The sequence below is a fragment of the Enterobacter sp. C4G1 genome, assembly GCF_052886895.1.
Genome location: NZ_JBQVVV010000002.1, coordinates 709899 through 726493 on the forward strand (window position 1 = coordinate 709899; position 16595 = coordinate 726493).

The 16595-nt window shown below is 54.7% G+C and carries 15 protein-coding genes; 12 read left to right on the forward strand and 3 right to left on the reverse strand.

The window, feature by feature from the left end:
• The first annotated feature begins 116 nt into the window (after positions 1-116).
• From yddG to ACT9TW_RS17330, 3 genes are all read left to right on the forward strand, one after another.
• On the forward strand, positions 117-1001 hold the full coding sequence (yddG, locus tag ACT9TW_RS17320) for an aromatic amino acid DMT transporter YddG (protein WP_446493181.1): 885 nt from the start codon (positions 117-119) through the stop codon (positions 999-1001).
• A gap of 626 nt (positions 1002-1627) precedes the next feature.
• Positions 1628-2701, forward strand: coding sequence for a porin OmpC (gene ompC / locus ACT9TW_RS17325; protein WP_446493182.1), 1074 nt, complete (start codon positions 1628-1630; stop codon positions 2699-2701).
• A gap of 79 nt (positions 2702-2780) precedes the next feature.
• Complete coding sequence (locus ACT9TW_RS17330) at positions 2781-3221, forward strand: GFA family protein (RefSeq protein ID WP_446493183.1); 441 nt, start codon at positions 2781-2783, stop codon at positions 3219-3221.
• Here ACT9TW_RS17330 and ACT9TW_RS17335 read toward each other — a convergent pair.
• Positions 3211-4155: a LysR substrate-binding domain-containing protein gene (locus tag ACT9TW_RS17335; RefSeq protein ID WP_446493184.1), complete on the reverse strand. Its 945-nt coding sequence runs from the start codon at positions 4153-4155 to the stop codon at positions 3211-3213. The genes ACT9TW_RS17330 and ACT9TW_RS17335 overlap by 11 nt on opposite strands.
• Before the next feature lie 171 nt (positions 4156-4326).
• On the opposite strand from ACT9TW_RS17335, the gene ACT9TW_RS17340 reads away from it, so the two are divergent.
• From ACT9TW_RS17340 to ACT9TW_RS17370, 7 genes are read left to right on the forward strand one after another with little or no spacing between them, the layout of a single operon-like run.
• Positions 4327-5277: a branched-chain amino acid ABC transporter permease gene (locus ACT9TW_RS17340; protein ID WP_182061190.1), complete on the forward strand. Its 951-nt coding sequence runs from the start codon at positions 4327-4329 to the stop codon at positions 5275-5277.
• Between the two features lie 8 nt (positions 5278-5285).
• A complete protein-coding gene (locus ACT9TW_RS17345) occupies positions 5286-6392 on the forward strand; it encodes a branched-chain amino acid ABC transporter permease (protein WP_446493185.1) in 1107 nt (368 codons plus the stop codon).
• A complete protein-coding gene (locus ACT9TW_RS17350; protein WP_182061192.1) occupies positions 6389-7156 on the forward strand; it encodes an ABC transporter ATP-binding protein in 768 nt (255 codons plus the stop codon). Before ACT9TW_RS17345 ends, ACT9TW_RS17350 begins: the two co-directional genes overlap by 4 nt.
• Positions 7149-7868, forward strand: a complete 720-nt coding sequence (locus ACT9TW_RS17355) for an ABC transporter ATP-binding protein (protein WP_446493186.1) — start codon at positions 7149-7151, stop codon at positions 7866-7868. Before ACT9TW_RS17350 ends, ACT9TW_RS17355 begins: the two co-directional genes overlap by 8 nt.
• A gap of 27 nt (positions 7869-7895) precedes the next feature.
• Positions 7896-9053: a branched-chain amino acid ABC transporter substrate-binding protein gene (locus ACT9TW_RS17360; protein WP_446493187.1), complete on the forward strand. Its 1158-nt coding sequence runs from the start codon at positions 7896-7898 to the stop codon at positions 9051-9053.
• 17 nt (positions 9054-9070) lie between these two features.
• Entirely contained in the window at positions 9071-9553 is a 483-nt protein-coding gene (locus tag ACT9TW_RS17365) for an L-2-amino-thiazoline-4-carboxylic acid hydrolase (RefSeq protein WP_446493188.1), read from the forward strand.
• The gene (locus ACT9TW_RS17370) at positions 9550-10776 is read left to right on the forward strand and encodes an allantoate amidohydrolase (RefSeq protein ID WP_446493189.1); all 1227 of its coding nucleotides are present in this window, start codon (positions 9550-9552) and stop codon (positions 10774-10776) included. The genes ACT9TW_RS17365 and ACT9TW_RS17370 overlap by 4 nt, the downstream gene beginning before the upstream one ends.
• Before the next feature lie 39 nt (positions 10777-10815).
• Here the strand turns inward: ACT9TW_RS17370 and ACT9TW_RS17375 are convergent, their stop codons facing one another.
• Together ACT9TW_RS17375 and ACT9TW_RS17380 are read right to left on the reverse strand one after the other, a co-directional pair.
• Positions 10816-12699, reverse strand: a complete 1884-nt coding sequence (locus tag ACT9TW_RS17375) for a potassium transporter Kup (protein ID WP_446493190.1) — start codon at positions 12697-12699, stop codon at positions 10816-10818.
• 70 nt (positions 12700-12769) lie between these two features.
• Entirely contained in the window at positions 12770-14257 is a 1488-nt protein-coding gene (locus tag ACT9TW_RS17380) for a SmvA family efflux MFS transporter (RefSeq protein WP_446493191.1), read from the reverse strand.
• Between the two features lie 116 nt (positions 14258-14373).
• Here ACT9TW_RS17380 and ACT9TW_RS17385 point away from each other — a divergent pair, with 116 nt between their 5' ends.
• Entirely contained in the window at positions 14374-14949 is a 576-nt protein-coding gene (locus tag ACT9TW_RS17385) for a TetR family transcriptional regulator (RefSeq protein WP_446493192.1), read from the forward strand.
• Between the two features lie 213 nt (positions 14950-15162).
• Positions 15163-16548 carry a NarK family nitrate/nitrite MFS transporter gene (locus ACT9TW_RS17390; protein ID WP_446493193.1) on the forward strand — a complete coding sequence of 462 codons (1386 nt, stop codon included), beginning with the start codon at positions 15163-15165 and terminating at the stop codon, positions 16546-16548.
• The last annotated feature ends 47 nt before the right edge of the window (positions 16549-16595 follow it).

Here is a 16595-nt window from a genome sequence, read left to right on the forward strand (position 1 = left end):
GCGACTGGCGAAATTGAATAATCCTTTTGGGTTAAGCGCTTAACAGAATTATTCGCGGTAAACCGTGGATTAATGCTATAAATTTTTCCTTTATATTTGATGGCAATGGCAAGGTGATGGACAAAAAAAGAGCAACGCTCATTGGGCTGGCGGCAATCCTGTTATGGAGCACGATGGTCGGGCTTATTCGCAGTGTCAGTGAAGGGCTGGGGCCGGTGGGCGGCGCGGCAATGATTTATACCGTCAGCGGATTACTGTGTCTGGTGACGGTGGGTTTTCCTGATATTAGACGTTTCTCAACCCGATACCTTATTGCAGGCAGTGTCCTGTTTGTCAGTTATGAAATTTGCCTGGCGCTCTCTTTAGGGTATGCGGCAACACGGCCGCAGGCGATTGAAGTGGGGATGGTCAATTATCTCTGGCCCAGCCTGACCATTGTGTTTGCAATTTTGTTTAATGGTCAAAAAACAACCCTGTGGGTGATCCCAGGACTAGCGATATCGCTGCTGGGTGTTTGCTGGGTATTAGGGGGCGAACATGGCCTGCATATTGATGAAATCACCAGCAATATTGTCTCCAGCCCACTGAGCTATGCGCTGGCCTTTGCCGGGGCATTTATCTGGGCGGCCTACTGCACCGTCACCAGCAAATTTGCGAAAGGGCAAAATGGCATCACCCTCTTCGTATTGCTCACCGCCCTGAGCCTGTGGGTGAAATATGCCCTGAGCAGCCAGCCGGAAATGGTGTTCAGCGTTCAGGTGGTAGTGAAGCTATTAATGTGCGGTGTTGCGCTTGGGTTTGGCTATGCTTCGTGGAATATCGGCATTTTGCACGGAAATGTCACGGTACTTGCTGCGGTATCCTATTTTACCCCCGTATTATCCGCCGCGCTGGCCGCCGCGCTACTCAACGCACCGCTCTCTTTCGCCTTCTGGCAAGGCGCTCTGATGGTTTGCGCCGGTTCTCTGCTGTGCTGGTATGCCACGCGAAATAGAGCCTGATGCCCCTTCTGCCGGGCAAACTCCCTGCCCGGCAAAATCCCTGTAAAAATAAAACGTGATCGCACCTCAGAATATTTACACGACTCGTAGTTAAGAGGTTTAGATTCTGTTTATATTTATCTCCCTTCGTAAATTCCTTTTCGCACTTATTGACACAAATTGACAACGGCGTGTAACTAATTCCCTGCGAATATTCACATTGTATATAGCACTTATTGCAATAGTTTATTTCTGGATGTTTCATAGGATTTTGCGCAACGATTATGCGAGCAATCTCATAACCTACTGTTTTACCGCCATCAATTACGCGGTGTATCTAATATCTATCGCGTCATCGCCATTAATTTCAGTGAAAAATAGAACCCCAAAAAAACTATACCTATGACAATTATTTGCGGCTGTAAATAGTGTTTACCTGTGCATTAATTAGTCAAAACCGCGCTTTTAACGGCAATTTTTCAGATCAGGATCACACTAATTGAAATTATCTCTAATATTTTGAAACTTATTATTGAAACGAAGCTACAAGATTTTTAAAAATAACATGCCATTGACGAACAGCCTCGTTTAGAAATCGTTCAATTTGGCTCAGGATATACCTAAAGAAATTATAAGGATTATTTGAGATGAAACTTAAATTAGTTGCAGTGGCAGTGACTTCCATGTTGGCAGCGGGCGTTGTAAACGCGGCTGAAGTTTATAACAAAGACGGTAACAAACTGGATCTGTACGGTAAAGTAACAGGTCTGCACTATTTCTCTGATGATTCCAGCAACGACGGTGACAAAACCTACGTTCGTCTGGGCTTCAAAGGTGAAACTCAGATCAACGACCAGATGAGCGGTTACGGCCAGTGGGAATATGAGTTCAAGGGCAACCGCTCTGAATCTCAGGGTTCTGACGGCAACAAAACCCGTCTGGCATTCGCAGGTCTGAAATTCAACGAATTCGGTTCTTTCGACTACGGTCGTAACTACGGTGTTGCTTACGACATCGGCGCATGGACTGACGTTCTGCCAGAGTTCGGTGGCGATACCTGGACCCAGACTGATGGCTTTATGACTGGCCGTACCACTGGCGTTGCAACCTACCGTAACACCGACTTCTTCGGTCTGGTTGACGGTCTGAACTTCGCTGCTCAGTACCAGGGTAAAAACGACAACCGCGACATCACCGAAGCGAACGGTGACGGCTGGGGTCTGTCTTCTACCTATGAAATGAACGGTTTCGGCGTGGGTGCGACCTATGCGAAATCTGACCGTACTGACCTGCAAGTTCGTTCTGCAAGCAACCTGAATGCTGGCGGCGAGAACGCAGAAGTGTGGGCTACTGGCCTGAAATACGATGCGAACAACATCTACCTGGCAACCACCTACTCTGAAACTCGCAACATGACCAACTTCGGTGACGGTTATATCGCGAACAAAGCACAGAACTTCGAAGTTGTTGCTCAGTACCAGTTCGATTTCGGTCTGCGTCCATCCATCGCATACCTGAAATCCAAAGGTAAAGACATCGGTTCTTACGGCGACCAGGATCTGGTTGAATACGTAGACCTGGGTGCGACCTACTACTTCAACAAAAACATGTCTACCTATGTTGATTACAAAATCAACCTGGTTGACGACAACAGCTTCACCAAAGCTGCTGGTGTTTCTACCGACAACATCGTTGCACTGGGTCTGACCTACCAGTTCTAAGATTTGTCAGTATAAAAAGGCCAGCCCTCGTGGCTGGCTTTTTTTATCCGGTTTTACTGGCGTGATAAAGGAGTACGCCATGCACATATTCAAAGGACGCTGTTTGTGTGGGATGAGTCAGTTCAGTGTGAATCTCACCAATTTCGACGTGTATGCCTGCCATTGTACGCTGTGCCAGAAATGGTCCGGCGGTATCGCCATGTATCTGGAAGCGCAAGGTCATCCTCTGGTCGAGGACGATTCCATCGCCCCTTCTCATTTTTCGTCCTCCCCGCGTGGTGAACGCTGGTTCTGCCCGGGTTGCGGCTGCCCACTATGGTTTGAGTTAACCTCATCAGCACGCTACTTAATTCCCTGGACGCTGCTGGAGATGAGCGAAGACGAACGTCGTCGCCTGGTGCTGGCCGCCGAAATTTATACCGAAACCCAGCCCGCTTTCTGGGGGCTGACCGGGCAATACGCACGCTATAGCGGGACGGAAATCGAAGCGCAGGACAAAAGCTGTCTGCTCACACCGTAGGCTGTTCACTGCCCGCAGCACGGCGCAGCCAGTTTTGCAGGAGCTTACCGTCCTCGGTCATTTCTGTATCTGAACGCACGCACAGGTAATAGTCGCGACCATCATCAATAGGCAAATCGAAAATTTTGACCAGTTCCCCACTTTCAAGATACGGCGCGATAAGCGGTTCGCGCATCAGCGCACAGCCCAGCCCGGCCTGAACACCCGCCAGCGTCAGCAGGCCATCTTCAAACATCGGGCCGCTTCGTCGTGGCGGGCGCTTTACCCCCTGTAGCATAAACCACTGCTGCCAGGTACTGCGTTCCTCATCATGCAACAGCGGCATTTGTAGCAGCTGTTCCGGCGTGTCGATGTGCCCGTGAATGCGCAAAAAAGCCCGGCTGCATACCGGCACCATCTGCCCGGAAATCAGTTTTTCACTCAGATAGCCCGCCCACTGCCCATTGCCAAAACGAATCGACATATCTGAGGCATCACTCAGGTAGTTGCGGTGGTTGGCATACACCACATTGATTTCAGTCTGTGGGTTAGCCCGCATAAAAGCAGGCAGACGCGGGATAAACCAGCCCATGCCAAACAGCGGGATCAGGCTAATGGTGACCTGCCGCGTTTGTGATTGTTCTACCAGATGTTCCGTGGCCTGGCGCAGCACGTTAAATGCTGCCCGGATAGAGCGGTAGTAATCGCGCCCTTGCTGGCTCAGCACCAGCCTGCGTCCCTGACGCTCTGTAAGCGGCATTTGCAGATACCCTTCAAGTACCCGGAGCTGGTGACTCACGGCGGATGGTGAAATCGCCAGCTCCTGCGCGGCCAGCGTCACGCTGCCGAGCCTGGCAATGGCTTCAAACGCGCGTACGGCCCGCAGGGGTGGATCGTTAGCAAGACGGGTTTCAGCAAAGAGAGGCTGGCCTTTCAATTGTTCTGTTTTATTCATATGTTGACTTCTTTAGACCATTCACCCGATCAGGCAAGCTTATTAAAACCATATAAATCATAAATATAAAACGATACCGGTTTTTCATAAGAAATAATATATGCGTATTTTACAATTTAATTCAATTATTAGATGGTAGCCGCTGAAAGAGCAATTTGTCGGGTACAAACGTTGGATACACTCATACAACAACTGATCAACGGTGTGATGCTGGGAAGCATCTACGCGCTGATCGCGCTGGGCTATACCATGGTGTATGGCATCTTGCGCATTATTAACTTTGCCCACGGCGATATTCTGATGGTTGGCGCGCTTACCACGCTTTCTGCCATTAACGTCCTGAATAATACCTTCCCGCATCTGCCGCTGCTGCTTCAGCTGGGCTGCGCGCTGGTGATTGCAATGGGCGTCTGCGCCCTGCTGGCAATGGCGGTTGAACGCTTTGCGTATCGCCGCCTGCGCAACGCGCCACGTCTGGCGCCGCTGATCTCCGGGATTGGCGTTTCGGTATTGCTGCAGACCGTGGCGATGATCGTCTGGACACGAAATCCGCTGATGTTCCCGCAGATCTTGCCAATGGACCCGATTGCCGTCACCGCAGGCAGTGAAGCCCACCCTCCAGCCATTGTCACCGTCACCGGTATTGTGACCGTGGTGCTGGCGCTGGTCGTCATGACCGCGCTGTGGCTGCTGGTTGAATACACCCGCCTTGGACGAGGAATGCGTGCGGTTGCCGAAAATCCCCGTGTCGCCACGTTGATGGGCGTTAACCCTAACGCCATTATCACCCTGACCTTCGCTATTGGCGGTGTGTTTGCCGCGCTGGCAGGCGTGATGATGGCCAGCAACTACGGCAACGCCAGTTTCTCGATGGGCTTTTTACCGGGGATCAAAGCCTTCACGGCGGCTGTTCTGGGCGGTATCGGCAATATCCGTGGCGCTATGGTAGGCGGGATTTTACTCGGCATCATCGAAGCACTGGGCGCGGGCTATCTCGGTGAACTCACCAACGGCGTATTCGGCAGTAACTACCAGGACGTGTTTGCGTTCATGGTGCTGATCCTGGTGCTGGTCTTCCGTCCGGCGGGCCTGCTCGGCGAACGTGTGGCACACAGGGCGTAAGGAACACTATGACAACCGTACAATTACAGACTCCCGTCGCCACCCGTAAATTCTGGTCAGGAATGACCCTGTTTTGCCTCGCCCTGTTGCTTGCACCTATTATTGCCAGCCAGCTTGGCGGCAACTACTGGGTGCGGGTAATCGACTTCGCTCTGCTCTACATCATGCTGGCGCTGGGACTGAACATCGTGGTCGGCTATACCGGGCTGCTGGATATGGGCTTTATCGCCTTTTACGCCGTGGGGGCTTATCTGGCCGCCCTGCTGGCCTCACCGCATCTGCTTGAGGTTTTCCCAATCCTCGCCGTCTGGTTCCCCGACGGACTGCATACATCCTATCTGCTGATTATTCCGGTCGCGGCCCTCGTCGCCGCGGTGTGCGGCATCGTGCTCGGCGCACCGACGCTTAAGCTGCGCGGGGATTATCTGGCGATCGTAACGCTGGGCTTTGGCGAGATTATCCGCATCCTGATGCGTAACCTCGACCGCCCGGTCAATATCACCAACGGCGCGAAAGGCATTACCGGCGTGGATACGCTGAACCTTTTCGGCCTGAAGTTCAGCGGCGTGTACCACTGGTTCGGCGTTAAAGTACCTGCGCTCTGGCTGTGGTACTACCTGCTGATGCTGGTAATTGTGGCGATCATTTTTGTTTGCGTGCGCCTGCAACACTCACGTATTGGCCGCGCCTGGCACGCCATCCGTGAAGATGAAGACGTGGCCCGCGCGATGGGGATCAACGTGCGCAACTATAAGCTGCTGGCCTTTGCCATGGGCGCCTCTTTTGGCGGCGTGGCGGGCGCGCTGTTTGGTGCGTTTCAGGGCTTTGTCTCGCCGGAATCCTTCACGTTGCAGGAGTCTATCGCCGTACTGGCGATGGTGGTGCTGGGTGGTATGGGGCACATCCCCGGCGTTATCCTCGGCGCTGTGCTACTGACCGCACTACCGGAGCTGTTGCGCAGCCAGGCTGCCCCTGTACAGCAGGCGCTGTTCGGAACGGTGCTGATTGACCCGGAAATTCTCCGTCAGCTGTTTTACGGCCTGGCGCTGGTGCTGGTGATGCTCCTTCGTCCGTCCGGGATCTGGCCGGTGCGTCACAAGGAGGTAAAAGCATGAGTCTGCTCACCGTTCGCAACATGTCCAAACGCTTCGGCGGCCTGACCGCCGTGGACGATGTTTCACTTTCAATCAACAAGGGTGAAATCTACGGTCTGATTGGCCCTAACGGCGCGGGTAAAACCACCTGTTTTAACCTGATAACCGGGTTATACCCGGCCGACAGCGGCGAATTTCTGATTGCCGATAAACCCTATTACCCGAAACAGATCGAGAAAGTCACTGCCGCCGGGATCGCACGCACCTTCCAGAACGTGCGCCTGTTTAACCAGATGTCGGTGCTGGAAAACGTGATGGTCGGCCGCCATGTACGCACCCGCAACGGGCTGTGGGCTGCACTGAGTCGCCACAAGCGCGCACGGGCAGAAGAAACCGACACCCGCGAACAAGCCTGGCACTGGCTGGAATATACCGGCATTGCAAAATTCGCCCACTACCGCGCCTGCGATCTGGCTTACGGCCACCAGCGTCGGCTGGAGATTGCCCGTGCGCTGGCAACCGACCCGCTGCTGCTGGCGCTCGACGAACCGGCCGCCGGAATGAACGCGGCAGAGAAAGTGGCACTCGGCGAACTGCTTACCCGCATTCGTGACGACGGTAAAACCCTGCTGATGATCGAACATGACGTCAAACTGGTGATGGGTATCTGCGACCGTCTGACGGTTCTTGATTATGGCAAAACGCTCGCCAGCGGCACGCCGGACAGCGTACGCCGCGACCCGGCCGTGATTGCCGCCTGGTTAGGAGGCAATGCGCATGTCTGAGTTATTAAAGGTTGAGCGTCTTGACGTGCATTACGGCGGCATTCAGGCCGTACGCGATGTCTCCTTTACCCTGCACGAAGGGGAACAGGCCACGTTGATCGGTGCCAACGGCGCGGGGAAAAGCTCCACCGTGCGGGCCATTACCGGGCTGGAAAGTTTCACCGGCAGCATCACCTTCAGCGGCAAAAATGTGCGTAAACACAAGCCGGAAGCCCTGCTGCGTGACGGGCTGGTGATGGTTCCCGAAGGTCGCGGCATCTTTGCCCGCATGACGGTACTGGAAAACTTGCAGATGGGCGCCTGGTTAAGGCGTGACACCGTCACGGTCAGGCATGAAATGAACGAAATATTTGAACGCTTCCCACGCCTCGGCGAACGCCAGCACCAGCTGGCTGGGCTGCTTTCCGGCGGGGAACAACAGCTGCTGGCGCTTAACCGCGCCCTGCTCAGCCGCCCGCGCCTGCTGATCCTCGATGAACCGTCGATGGGGCTGGCACCGAAAATGGTAGAGAACATTTTTGCCGTCATTTCCGGGCTGCGTGAACGCGGCGTGGCTCTGCTGCTGATTGAACAAAATGCGCGCCTGGCGCTGGAAGTGACCGACAACGCCTGGGTCATGGACAGCGGCAGCATCGTTCATCACGGCGCGTCGAAAGCCATGCTGGATGACGACCAGATTGCACAGATTTATTTGGGCGAAATGCCCGTTTAACCACACCAACCAACATCAGGGAAAACAATGAAAACAGTAAAAATCAGTGCGCTCAGCGCCGCCATTCTGCTCAGTGGTTTTGCCTCAACGGGCGCATGGGCAGCGGATAGCGAAACCGTTGTTATTGGCCTGGCAGGCCCGTTAACCGGTCCGTCTGCCCGTATCGGTAAGGATCTGGAAAACGGCGCGCAGTTAGCTATCGACGATATCAACAAACAGCATCCAACCATCGGCGGCAAAGCCGTCACTTTCAAACTGCAATCCGAAGACGATCAGTCTGACCCACGCACCGCCGTGGCAGTCGCACAGCGTCTGGTCGACATCGGCGTGGCAGGTGTGGTGGGTCACTGGAACACCGGCACCAGTATTCCGGCCGCACGCGTGTATCACGATGCCGGTATCGCGCAGGTTGCCCCTGTTGCCACCGGTCACGCCTATACCAAACAGGGCTTCGACACCAGTTTCCGCGTGATGGGTCATGACGATGACGGCGGCCAGTTTGCCGGGCAGTACGCGGTAAATACCCTGAAGGCGAAACGCATTGCGGTGATCGACGACCGTACCGCGTTTGGTCAGGGTCTGGCCGATGAATTTATTAAATCGCTGGAAGCCCAGGGCGTGAAGATTGTTGACCGCCAGTACGTTGATGACAAAACCGTGGATTTCAGCGCCGTTCTGACCGCGATCCGCAGCAAAAACGCTGACCTGATCTTCTTCGGCGGCGTGGACAGCCAGGCCGCACCGCTGGCGCGCCGTATCAAACAGCTCGGCATGAACGCTACCCTGATGGGCGCTGGCGGATTCGTCAGCCAGACCTTCCTGCAACTGGCGCAGAAAGAAGGCGAAGGCGTTGTGGCGCTGGAGCCAGGTCTGCCGGTTGATCAGATGCCGGGTGGTAAAGCGTTCGAGCAGGCGTATCAGTCCCGTTACCACACCCATATCGAGCTGCACGCGCCGTTCGCCTATGACGCCACCCGCGTGCTGGTTGCCGCAATGGAAAAAGCCAACTCCGTTGCGCCGTCTGACTACCTGCCCGCCCTGCGCGCCATTAACTACTCTGGCGTCACCGGACAAATTGCGTTTGATAACGAAGGTAACCTGAAAGCGCCGTCCTTCACCGTGTACAAAGTGGTGGATGGCAAATGGCAGCCGCAGACCGTTCTGGGCGGCACCAAAGCGAAGTAACGCAGTGAGGCAATGTGATGAGTGATAATAATGAGCTGGGCATTCTCGCCCGCCGCAAAATTGAAGCAGAAATTATTAAGCCAATTTATGAAATCCTGGTGCGCGAGATAGGGAAAACCCGCGCCCAGGCGGTGATTGGCGAGGCCATTGAACAGGCCGCTATCGATGCGGGTAAAGAATTTGCCAGCAAAGAGCCTGATGGCGCGGATGTGAAAAGTTTTATCGCCCTGCAATATCTGCTGGAGAAAGACAACGCGCTGGACGTCAAAGTGATCGACGCCGACGATCAGCAGTACAACTACAACGTGACCCGTTGCCGCTACGCCGAGATGTATCACGAGATGGGGCTTGGCGAAATCGGGCATCTGCTCTCCTGCGCGCGCGATGAGAAATTCATTGTGGGTTATGCGCCGGATGTGGAGCTGACCCGCACGTCCACCATCATGCAGGGCGGTTCATGCTGCGACTTCCGCTATCGCAGCACAAAGGACAAAGCATGATCCGCGTAAACGCAGAGCGCCTGTGGGCCACGCTGGAAATGATGGCGCAAATCGGCGGCACGCCCGCCGGTGGCATCACCCGTCTGGCGTTAAGCGAAGAAGACCGGATCGCACGCAATCTGCTGCGCGACTGGGCGCTGGACGCCGGTTTTACCTGTGATGTGGATAGCATGGGCAACATGTTTATCCGCCGCGCCGGGAAAAACCGGGCTCTGGCTCCGGTGATGACCGGATCGCATGTTGATTCCCAGCCGCTTGGCGGAAACTACGACGGGATTTACGGCGTGCTGGCCGGGCTTGAGCTGCTGCGTACCCTGAACGATAACCAGCTGGAAACCGAGCGCGATATCGTGCTGGTAAACTGGACCAACGAAGAAGGCGCGCGCTTTGCTCCGGCGATGCTCTCTTCCGGGGTCTGGACCGGGCAGTTTAGCGAAGCCTATGCCCACGCCCGGGCCGATAACGCGGGGATCACCGTTGGTGAAGCGCTTGACGCTATCGGCTATCGCGGTGAACAACCGGCACAGGCATTTCCGGTTCACGCCTGTTACGAACTGCACATCGAACAGGGGCCGATTCTGGAAGATGAAGCCATTGATATCGGGCTGGTGCGGGCCGCAATGGGTCAGCGCTGGTTTACCATTACCCTGGACGGTTTTGCCGCTCATGCGGGTACGACCCCGATGCACAGCCGACGCGATGCATTAACCGCCTTTGCCGAACTGGCATTAAAAGTGGAAGAGATTGGCTATCAGCATCAACCAGATGGTCGCGCCACTATCGGCATGGCACAGGTCACGCCGAATTCGCGCAACGTGGTGCCGTCTCGCGTGGTGTGCAGCGTGGAGTTTCGCCACCCGGCGCAGGATGCGCTTGAAGTGATGGAGTCGGAGCTGCATCAGGCTGCGGAATCGCTGGCTGCACGCGGCGTTACCGCCACTGTTGAGCGCATTTTTGACTACGCGCCGATTACATTCAACCCGCAGTGTCTGGCCCGCACAGAGCAGGCCGTGGCGGCACTGGGTTATTCATCAAAACCGATGGTATCCGGCGCGGGGCATGACACCTGTTATGTCAGCAAAATTGCCCCGGCGAGCATGATTTTCATTCCGTGCGTGAAAGGCATCAGCCATAACGAAGCAGAAAAGATCCTGCCGGAATGGTCAGAGAAAGGGGCGAATGTGCTGCTGCACAGCGTGCTGGCGGCGGCTCAGGAGCAATAACACTGTGCGAAAGCAGATGCGCTCTGCTTTCGCCAGAACCTATATCGCAACGCGTCGGCTGATTTCGACCACCCTGTCGCTCGGCAGATGGTAGTGATTGATAACATGCGTACAGTTGCGCTTCATAAAGGCAAAGATGTGGCGCTGCCAGACCGCCATCCCCGCAGTGCCTTCACCCGCGACAATGGTTTCATGCCCGACGTACCAGGTTGCATCATCGGTCGCAAATATCGCGTTGATTTCACTTACCCCTTGCAGCAAATGCGGGATGTCCGGGTGCTCCATAAAACCGTATTGCGCGATGCCATGCCAGTATCCCGGGGCGCGTTGCATCACTTCGATTCGCTGTTCATCATCCACGTAAGGCACGTTGAGAATATCAATCGTCAGGGAGAGCACTTCGCGCTGTAAGGCGCGGTTTCGTGCCACATGCCAGCGCATCACGGGCGGGATGTTATCCCGGGTGCGCGTCAAAAAGATGGCCGAGCCCGCCACTCTGGGCACCTCTTTTTGCGAAAGTGCCGAAAAGAAACCATCGACACTGATCCCTTTCTCGCCAATCGCCTTTGCTACCGCCTTAATCCCGCGATTCCAGATCAGCATAACGGTGCAGATGGCAGCGGCCAGCAACAGCGGGATGTACCCCCCTTCAAGGACTTTAATCATATTGGCGAATAAGAAACTGGTATCGATGATGAAAAACAGCATGGCTATCAATGCACTGCTGAACAAGCTCCAGCGCCATATTTCACGCATGGCGACAAACAGCAAGCCGGTTGTCATCAGCATGGTTAACGACACGGCGATGCCATAGGCGGCAGCAAGTTTATCAGACGATTTAAAGAACACGACCAGCCCGATGGTTACCACCATCAGCAGCCAGTTGATCGCACCGATATAAATCTGCCCGTAGCTTTCGGCGGCAGTCTGCTTGATCCGCAAGCGCGGCAGCCAGCCAAGTTGGATCGCCTGTCGGGTCATCGAGAAAGCGCCGGTGATAATCGCCTGGCTGGCAATAATGGTCGCCAGTGCGGCAAGAACAATCAGCGGAACCTGGAGCACGCCGGGACACAGCATAAAGAAGACGTTTTTGGTGCTGTCTGCGCCCGCCAGTATCAATGCCGATTGCCCGGCGTAATTGAGCAGCAGCGCGGGAAAGACCACCCCATACCAGGCCAGCCAGATAGGTTTTTTACCAAAATGGCCCATATCCGCGTACAGGGCTTCCGCGCCGGTGACGCAAAGGAAAACCCCGCCTAACACCAGAAAACTGGTAAAACCATTTGAGAGCAAAAAAGTGATGCCGTAGTACGGATTCAGGGCCAGCAGTACCGCCGGGTGCTGCGTTATACCCCATACCCCCAGCGCGGCGATGGTGAAAAACCACAACGCCATGATCGGGCCAAAAATTTTGCCAATTCTGGCGGTGCCAAAAGGCTGAATAAAAAAGAGTGCCAGCAAAATGGCAACCGTTGCAGGCAGGATGAAGGGTTTAGACGCCGGGATAACAATTTCCAGGCCTTCTAACGCTGAGAGCACGGAGATGGCCGGGGTGATCGCCCCGTCACCGTAAATTAACGCCGCGCCAACCAGCGCCGCAAATATCACCCAGCGCCCGCCTTTCCCCTTTTCAACCAGCAATGACATTAATGCCATGATGCCGCCCTCGCCGTGGTTATCAATGCGCATGGCGAACGCGGCATATTTAACTGAAGTGACCAGGATAAGCGTCCAGGTAATCAGCGAGAGCAGGCCTAAAATGACCGCGGGTGTCGGGTCATGCCCGGACAACGACAGCACCGTTTTGAAGGTATAGAGCGGGCTGGTGCCGATATCACCGAACACCACACCAAGCGCACTGCCCGCCAGCAAGACTGCCCGGGGGGATGCGGACGATGTTTCACTGCTGTTGAGCAGGTTCATAAAATCCAGCTTGAGTCTAATAATCCTTTAAAAATCATAGCCCACATCCCTTTTTCACGCCAATACGCTGCTAGCTTTGGTTCACCTTTGAGAGGCTGAACCAGATCCCGATGGCAAGCAGCAGCAACATGCCGCCAGCACTGCCCAGCGCCACGCTGTGTGACGTAATAAACGCCGTTTTCGCCGCGGCGATCACGGAATCTCCCAGCGCTGGCGTCAGCTCCTGGGCCACTTTCACCGCTTCGCCAATTGACGAGGACGCTTTGTCGGTCAGTGCCGGGGTTAACCCTTCCGGCAGAGTTATCGATGCCGCAAAACTGCGGGTTAACAGCAGGCCAAAAATGGCAATCCCCAGCCCGGCACCCAGTTCATAGGACATGGTTTCGATGGCCCCTGCGGCAGCGGCTTTCTCTTTCGGCGCGGCAGCCATAATGGCGGACGTAGACGCCAGCAGCGCGCTGGCGGCGCTAAACCCCAGCAACACCATCAGGCTCCACGCTTGCCACTGCTGGGTACTGAAATCAAGCAACGACAGGCCAATAAAACTTATCGCGCTCAGCCCCATGCCCCCAGCGGCCACAATCCGCAGCCCCAGACGCCCGACCAGCACCCCGGCAATAGGGCCGCTGAACCCGCTGGCAACCATCAGCGGCAGCATAAACATCCCGGCCTCAAATGGCGTAAAACCGTGAACGAACTGGAGCTCCTGGGCCATCAGCAACTCGAATCCCACCAGCGCAATCATAGCAGTCATTGCCATCACCACACCGCTTAAGATGATGCGATGGCAGAACAAGCGCATGTCAATCATCGGTACACGGGCGCGCAACTGAATGCGCACAAAAACAAACAACATCACCGCGCCGGTAAGCAGCGTACACGCCACCATCCACGGGGCAAGCGCGCCTTTCAGCGCAGTTTTGGCGCTATACACCAGCAGTAAGATGGCGACAATCAACATGATGGCATGGCTGATATTCAGCGGCTGCTCCGGTCGCCCTTGTTGTGCCGGGACAAATCGCGCCGCCAGTGAAACCACCACCACCACGATCGGTACGTTGATCAAAAAGACCGAGCCCCAGTAAAAATGCTCAAGCAGCATCCCGCCAATAAGCGGCCCAAACGCGGCACCGCCTGAACCGACGGCGGCCCATACCCCCAGCGCGATATTGCGATGCCGGGCATCGATAAACAGCGTGCGGATCCCGGCAAGCGTGGCCGGAATGATCATCGCCGCGCCAATCGCCAGAGAAGCCCGCGCGGCAATCAGCCAGCCCGCAGAGGGTGCAAACGCCGCAGCCAGCGACGAGAGGCCAAACAGCGTACTGCCGATCATCAGCAGGTGCTTAAAGCCGATGCGGTCACCCAGTGCGCCCATCGGCAGCACCATCCCCGCCATCACCAGCGAGTAAATATCAATAATCCACAGCAATTCATTGCCACTTGCGCCAAGCGTCATGCTCAATGTCGGTACCGCCACGTGCAGCACCGTTGCGTCAATCGCCACCGGAATATAGACCAGCACGATAATCACTAACGCTAACCACTGACGAAACATAAATGTCCTTTTCATTTTAAATCTGGACACATGTCCAGAATGCGATCCTACGTAAAGTTGAACGCATGTCCAGCTCTTTGTTACACTCGTTTCATCCCCATTAAGAGTGAGTAAAAATGCGTTATCTGAGCAAGGACGAACGGCGGGAAGATATTCTTCAGGCGGCAATGCGCGTGGCGCTAGCCGAAGGGCTGTCCGCGATGACGGTAAGGCGCATCGCCACCGAAGCGGGCGTTGCCACCGGGCAGGTTCACCACCATTTTGCCTCTGGCGGCGAATTAAAATCATTAGCCTTTGTCCGGCTTATCCGCGCCCTGTTGGATGCAGATGTGGTCGCTGAAAACGCCAGTTGGCGGGAACGCCTGCACGGGATGCTGGGCAGCGATGACGGCGGATTTGAACCGTACATCAGGCTATGGCGGGAAGCGCAAATCCTCGCAAGCCGTGACCCGGAAATCAAAAGTGCGTACATCATGACGATGGAAATGTGGCACCAGGAAACGGTGGCCATTATCCGGGGCGGCGCTGAAGCAAAAGAATTTACCCTGTCCGACCGGGCAGAAAATATTGCCTGGCGTTTGATTGGGCTGGTCTGCGGCCTGGACGGTATATACGTTTTAAATATGCCTGATATGGACAATGCCGCATTTAATAAACACCTTGATAAATTAATCGCTCTGGAATTGTTTTAATACCCATAACGGGGTATTAAAAACCGGAAAAAGTTACAATTAGTAACACATAAAGCGAATCCACTATTCCATTCCCGGGTCGTGGGTTCGCTTTTTTATCTATCCTTTCAACTGCACCCCAATAACTCCAATAACCCCGAACAACACGACGTAAGATATCTGCTTGTTTTCAATTCACTTTTTTTGTTCATTGTGCGTAAGCAAGAGGGCGATATGTCACAACAAAGTGAGAAGAATAATCATTATCTACTCAGTAACTGGAAACCGGAAAACAGCGATTTTTGGGAGAAAAAAGGAAAAGGTATTGCCCGAAGAAACCTTGTTATATCTGTCGCTTGTCTGCTTTTAGCCTTTTGCGTATGGATGTTATTTAGCGCCATTACGGTGAATCTTAATAAAGTCGGATTTAATTTCACCACCGACCAGTTGTTCATGTTAACCGCATTACCTTCGCTTTCGGGTGCCATATTACGCGTCCCCTACTCCTTTATGGTGCCGATATTTGGCGGCCGTTACTGGACGGTATTAAGCACCGTCATTTTGATTGTTCCCTGCGTCTGGCTGGGCATCGCCGTGCAGAACACGGCCACCCCCTACTGGATCTTTATTGTAATCGCCCTGCTGTGCGGTTTTGCCGGGGCGAACTTTGCTTCCAGCATGGGGAACATCAGCTTTTTCTTCCCGAAAGCAAAACAGGGCAGTGCGTTGGGTATCAACGGCGGGCTGGGGAATCTGGGTGTCAGCGTGATGCAACTGGTCGCGCCGCTGGTGATTTTCCTGCCGATGTACACGTTTCTCGGCGTGAATGGCGTGCCTCAGGATGATGGCTCGACGCTTTGGCTGGCCAATGCCGCCTGGATATGGGCACCGCTTCTGCTGCTGGCCACCATCGCCGCCTTCTTCGGTATGAACGATATCGCCAGTTCTAAGGCCTCTATCGCCAGCCAGCTTCCAGTGCTGAAGCGCTTTCACCTCTGGCTGTTGAGCCTGCTTTACCTGGCAACGTTCGGATCGTTTATCGGTTTCTCCGCAGGCTTTGCCATGCTGTCAAAAACTCAGTTCCCGGATGTGAACATCCTGCACCTCGCCTTCTTTGGCCCCTTAATTGGTGCGCTGGCTCGTTCTGCCGGCGGGATGATCTCTGACCGGCTTGGCGGGGTGCGCGTTACGCTGATTAACTTCGTGTTTATGGCGATTTTCAGCGCCCTGCTGTTCCTGACGCTGCCCGGTTCAGGTTCCGGTAGTTTTGTCGCGTTCTATCTGGTGTTTATGGGCCTGTTCCTGACCGCCGGACTGGGCAGCGGCTCAACCTTCCAGATGATTGCCATCATCTTTCGCCAGATAACCATGACCCGTGTGAAGCAACAAGGCGGCAACGATGAACAGGCACAGCATGAAGCCGTCACCGAAACGGCGGCGGCGCTGGGCTTTATCTCAGCCATTGGCGCGGTGGGTGGATTCTTTATTCCTAAAGCCTTTGGCACTTCGCTTGCCATGACCGGCTCGCCGGTTGGCGCCATGAAAGTTTTCCTCGTGTTTTATATCGTCTGCGTATTCGTCACCTGGCTGGTTTATGGCCGTAAATCCTCACAAAAATAACAAATAGCCTTTCGCCGGCGAGCGGTGCAGCGCTTTCCGGCAATGTT

Bases quoted from the DNA above. Each gene is read 5' to 3' on its own strand.
- ACT9TW_RS17350 (WP_182061192.1), top strand. From the start codon at position 6,389: ATGAGTCTGCTCACCGTTCGCAACATGTCCAAACGCTTCGGCGGCCTG.
- ACT9TW_RS17390 (WP_446493193.1), top strand. From the start codon at position 15,163: ATGTCACAACAAAGTGAGAAGAATAATCATTATCTACTCAGTAACTGG.
- ACT9TW_RS17360 (WP_446493187.1), top strand. From the start codon at position 7,896: ATGAAAACAGTAAAAATCAGTGCGCTCAGCGCCGCCATTCTGCTCAGT.
- ompC (WP_446493182.1), top strand. From the start codon at position 1,628: ATGAAACTTAAATTAGTTGCAGTGGCAGTGACTTCCATGTTGGCAGCG.
- ACT9TW_RS17365 (WP_446493188.1), top strand. From the start codon at position 9,071: ATGAGTGATAATAATGAGCTGGGCATTCTCGCCCGCCGCAAAATTGAA.
- ACT9TW_RS17355 (WP_446493186.1), top strand. From the start codon at position 7,149: ATGTCTGAGTTATTAAAGGTTGAGCGTCTTGACGTGCATTACGGCGGC.
- ACT9TW_RS17385 (WP_446493192.1), top strand. From the start codon at position 14,374: ATGCGTTATCTGAGCAAGGACGAACGGCGGGAAGATATTCTTCAGGCG.
- ACT9TW_RS17370 (WP_446493189.1), top strand. From the start codon at position 9,550: ATGATCCGCGTAAACGCAGAGCGCCTGTGGGCCACGCTGGAAATGATG.
- ACT9TW_RS17375 (WP_446493190.1), bottom strand. From the start codon at position 12,699: ATGAACCTGCTCAACAGCAGTGAAACATCGTCCGCATCCCCCCGGGCA.
- ACT9TW_RS17345 (WP_446493185.1), top strand. From the start codon at position 5,286: ATGACAACCGTACAATTACAGACTCCCGTCGCCACCCGTAAATTCTGG.
- ACT9TW_RS17380 (WP_446493191.1), bottom strand. From the start codon at position 14,257: ATGTTTCGTCAGTGGTTAGCGTTAGTGATTATCGTGCTGGTCTATATT.
- ACT9TW_RS17330 (WP_446493183.1), top strand. From the start codon at position 2,781: ATGCACATATTCAAAGGACGCTGTTTGTGTGGGATGAGTCAGTTCAGT.
- ACT9TW_RS17335 (WP_446493184.1), bottom strand. From the start codon at position 4,155: ATGAATAAAACAGAACAATTGAAAGGCCAGCCTCTCTTTGCTGAAACC.
- yddG (WP_446493181.1), top strand. From the start codon at position 117: ATGGACAAAAAAAGAGCAACGCTCATTGGGCTGGCGGCAATCCTGTTA.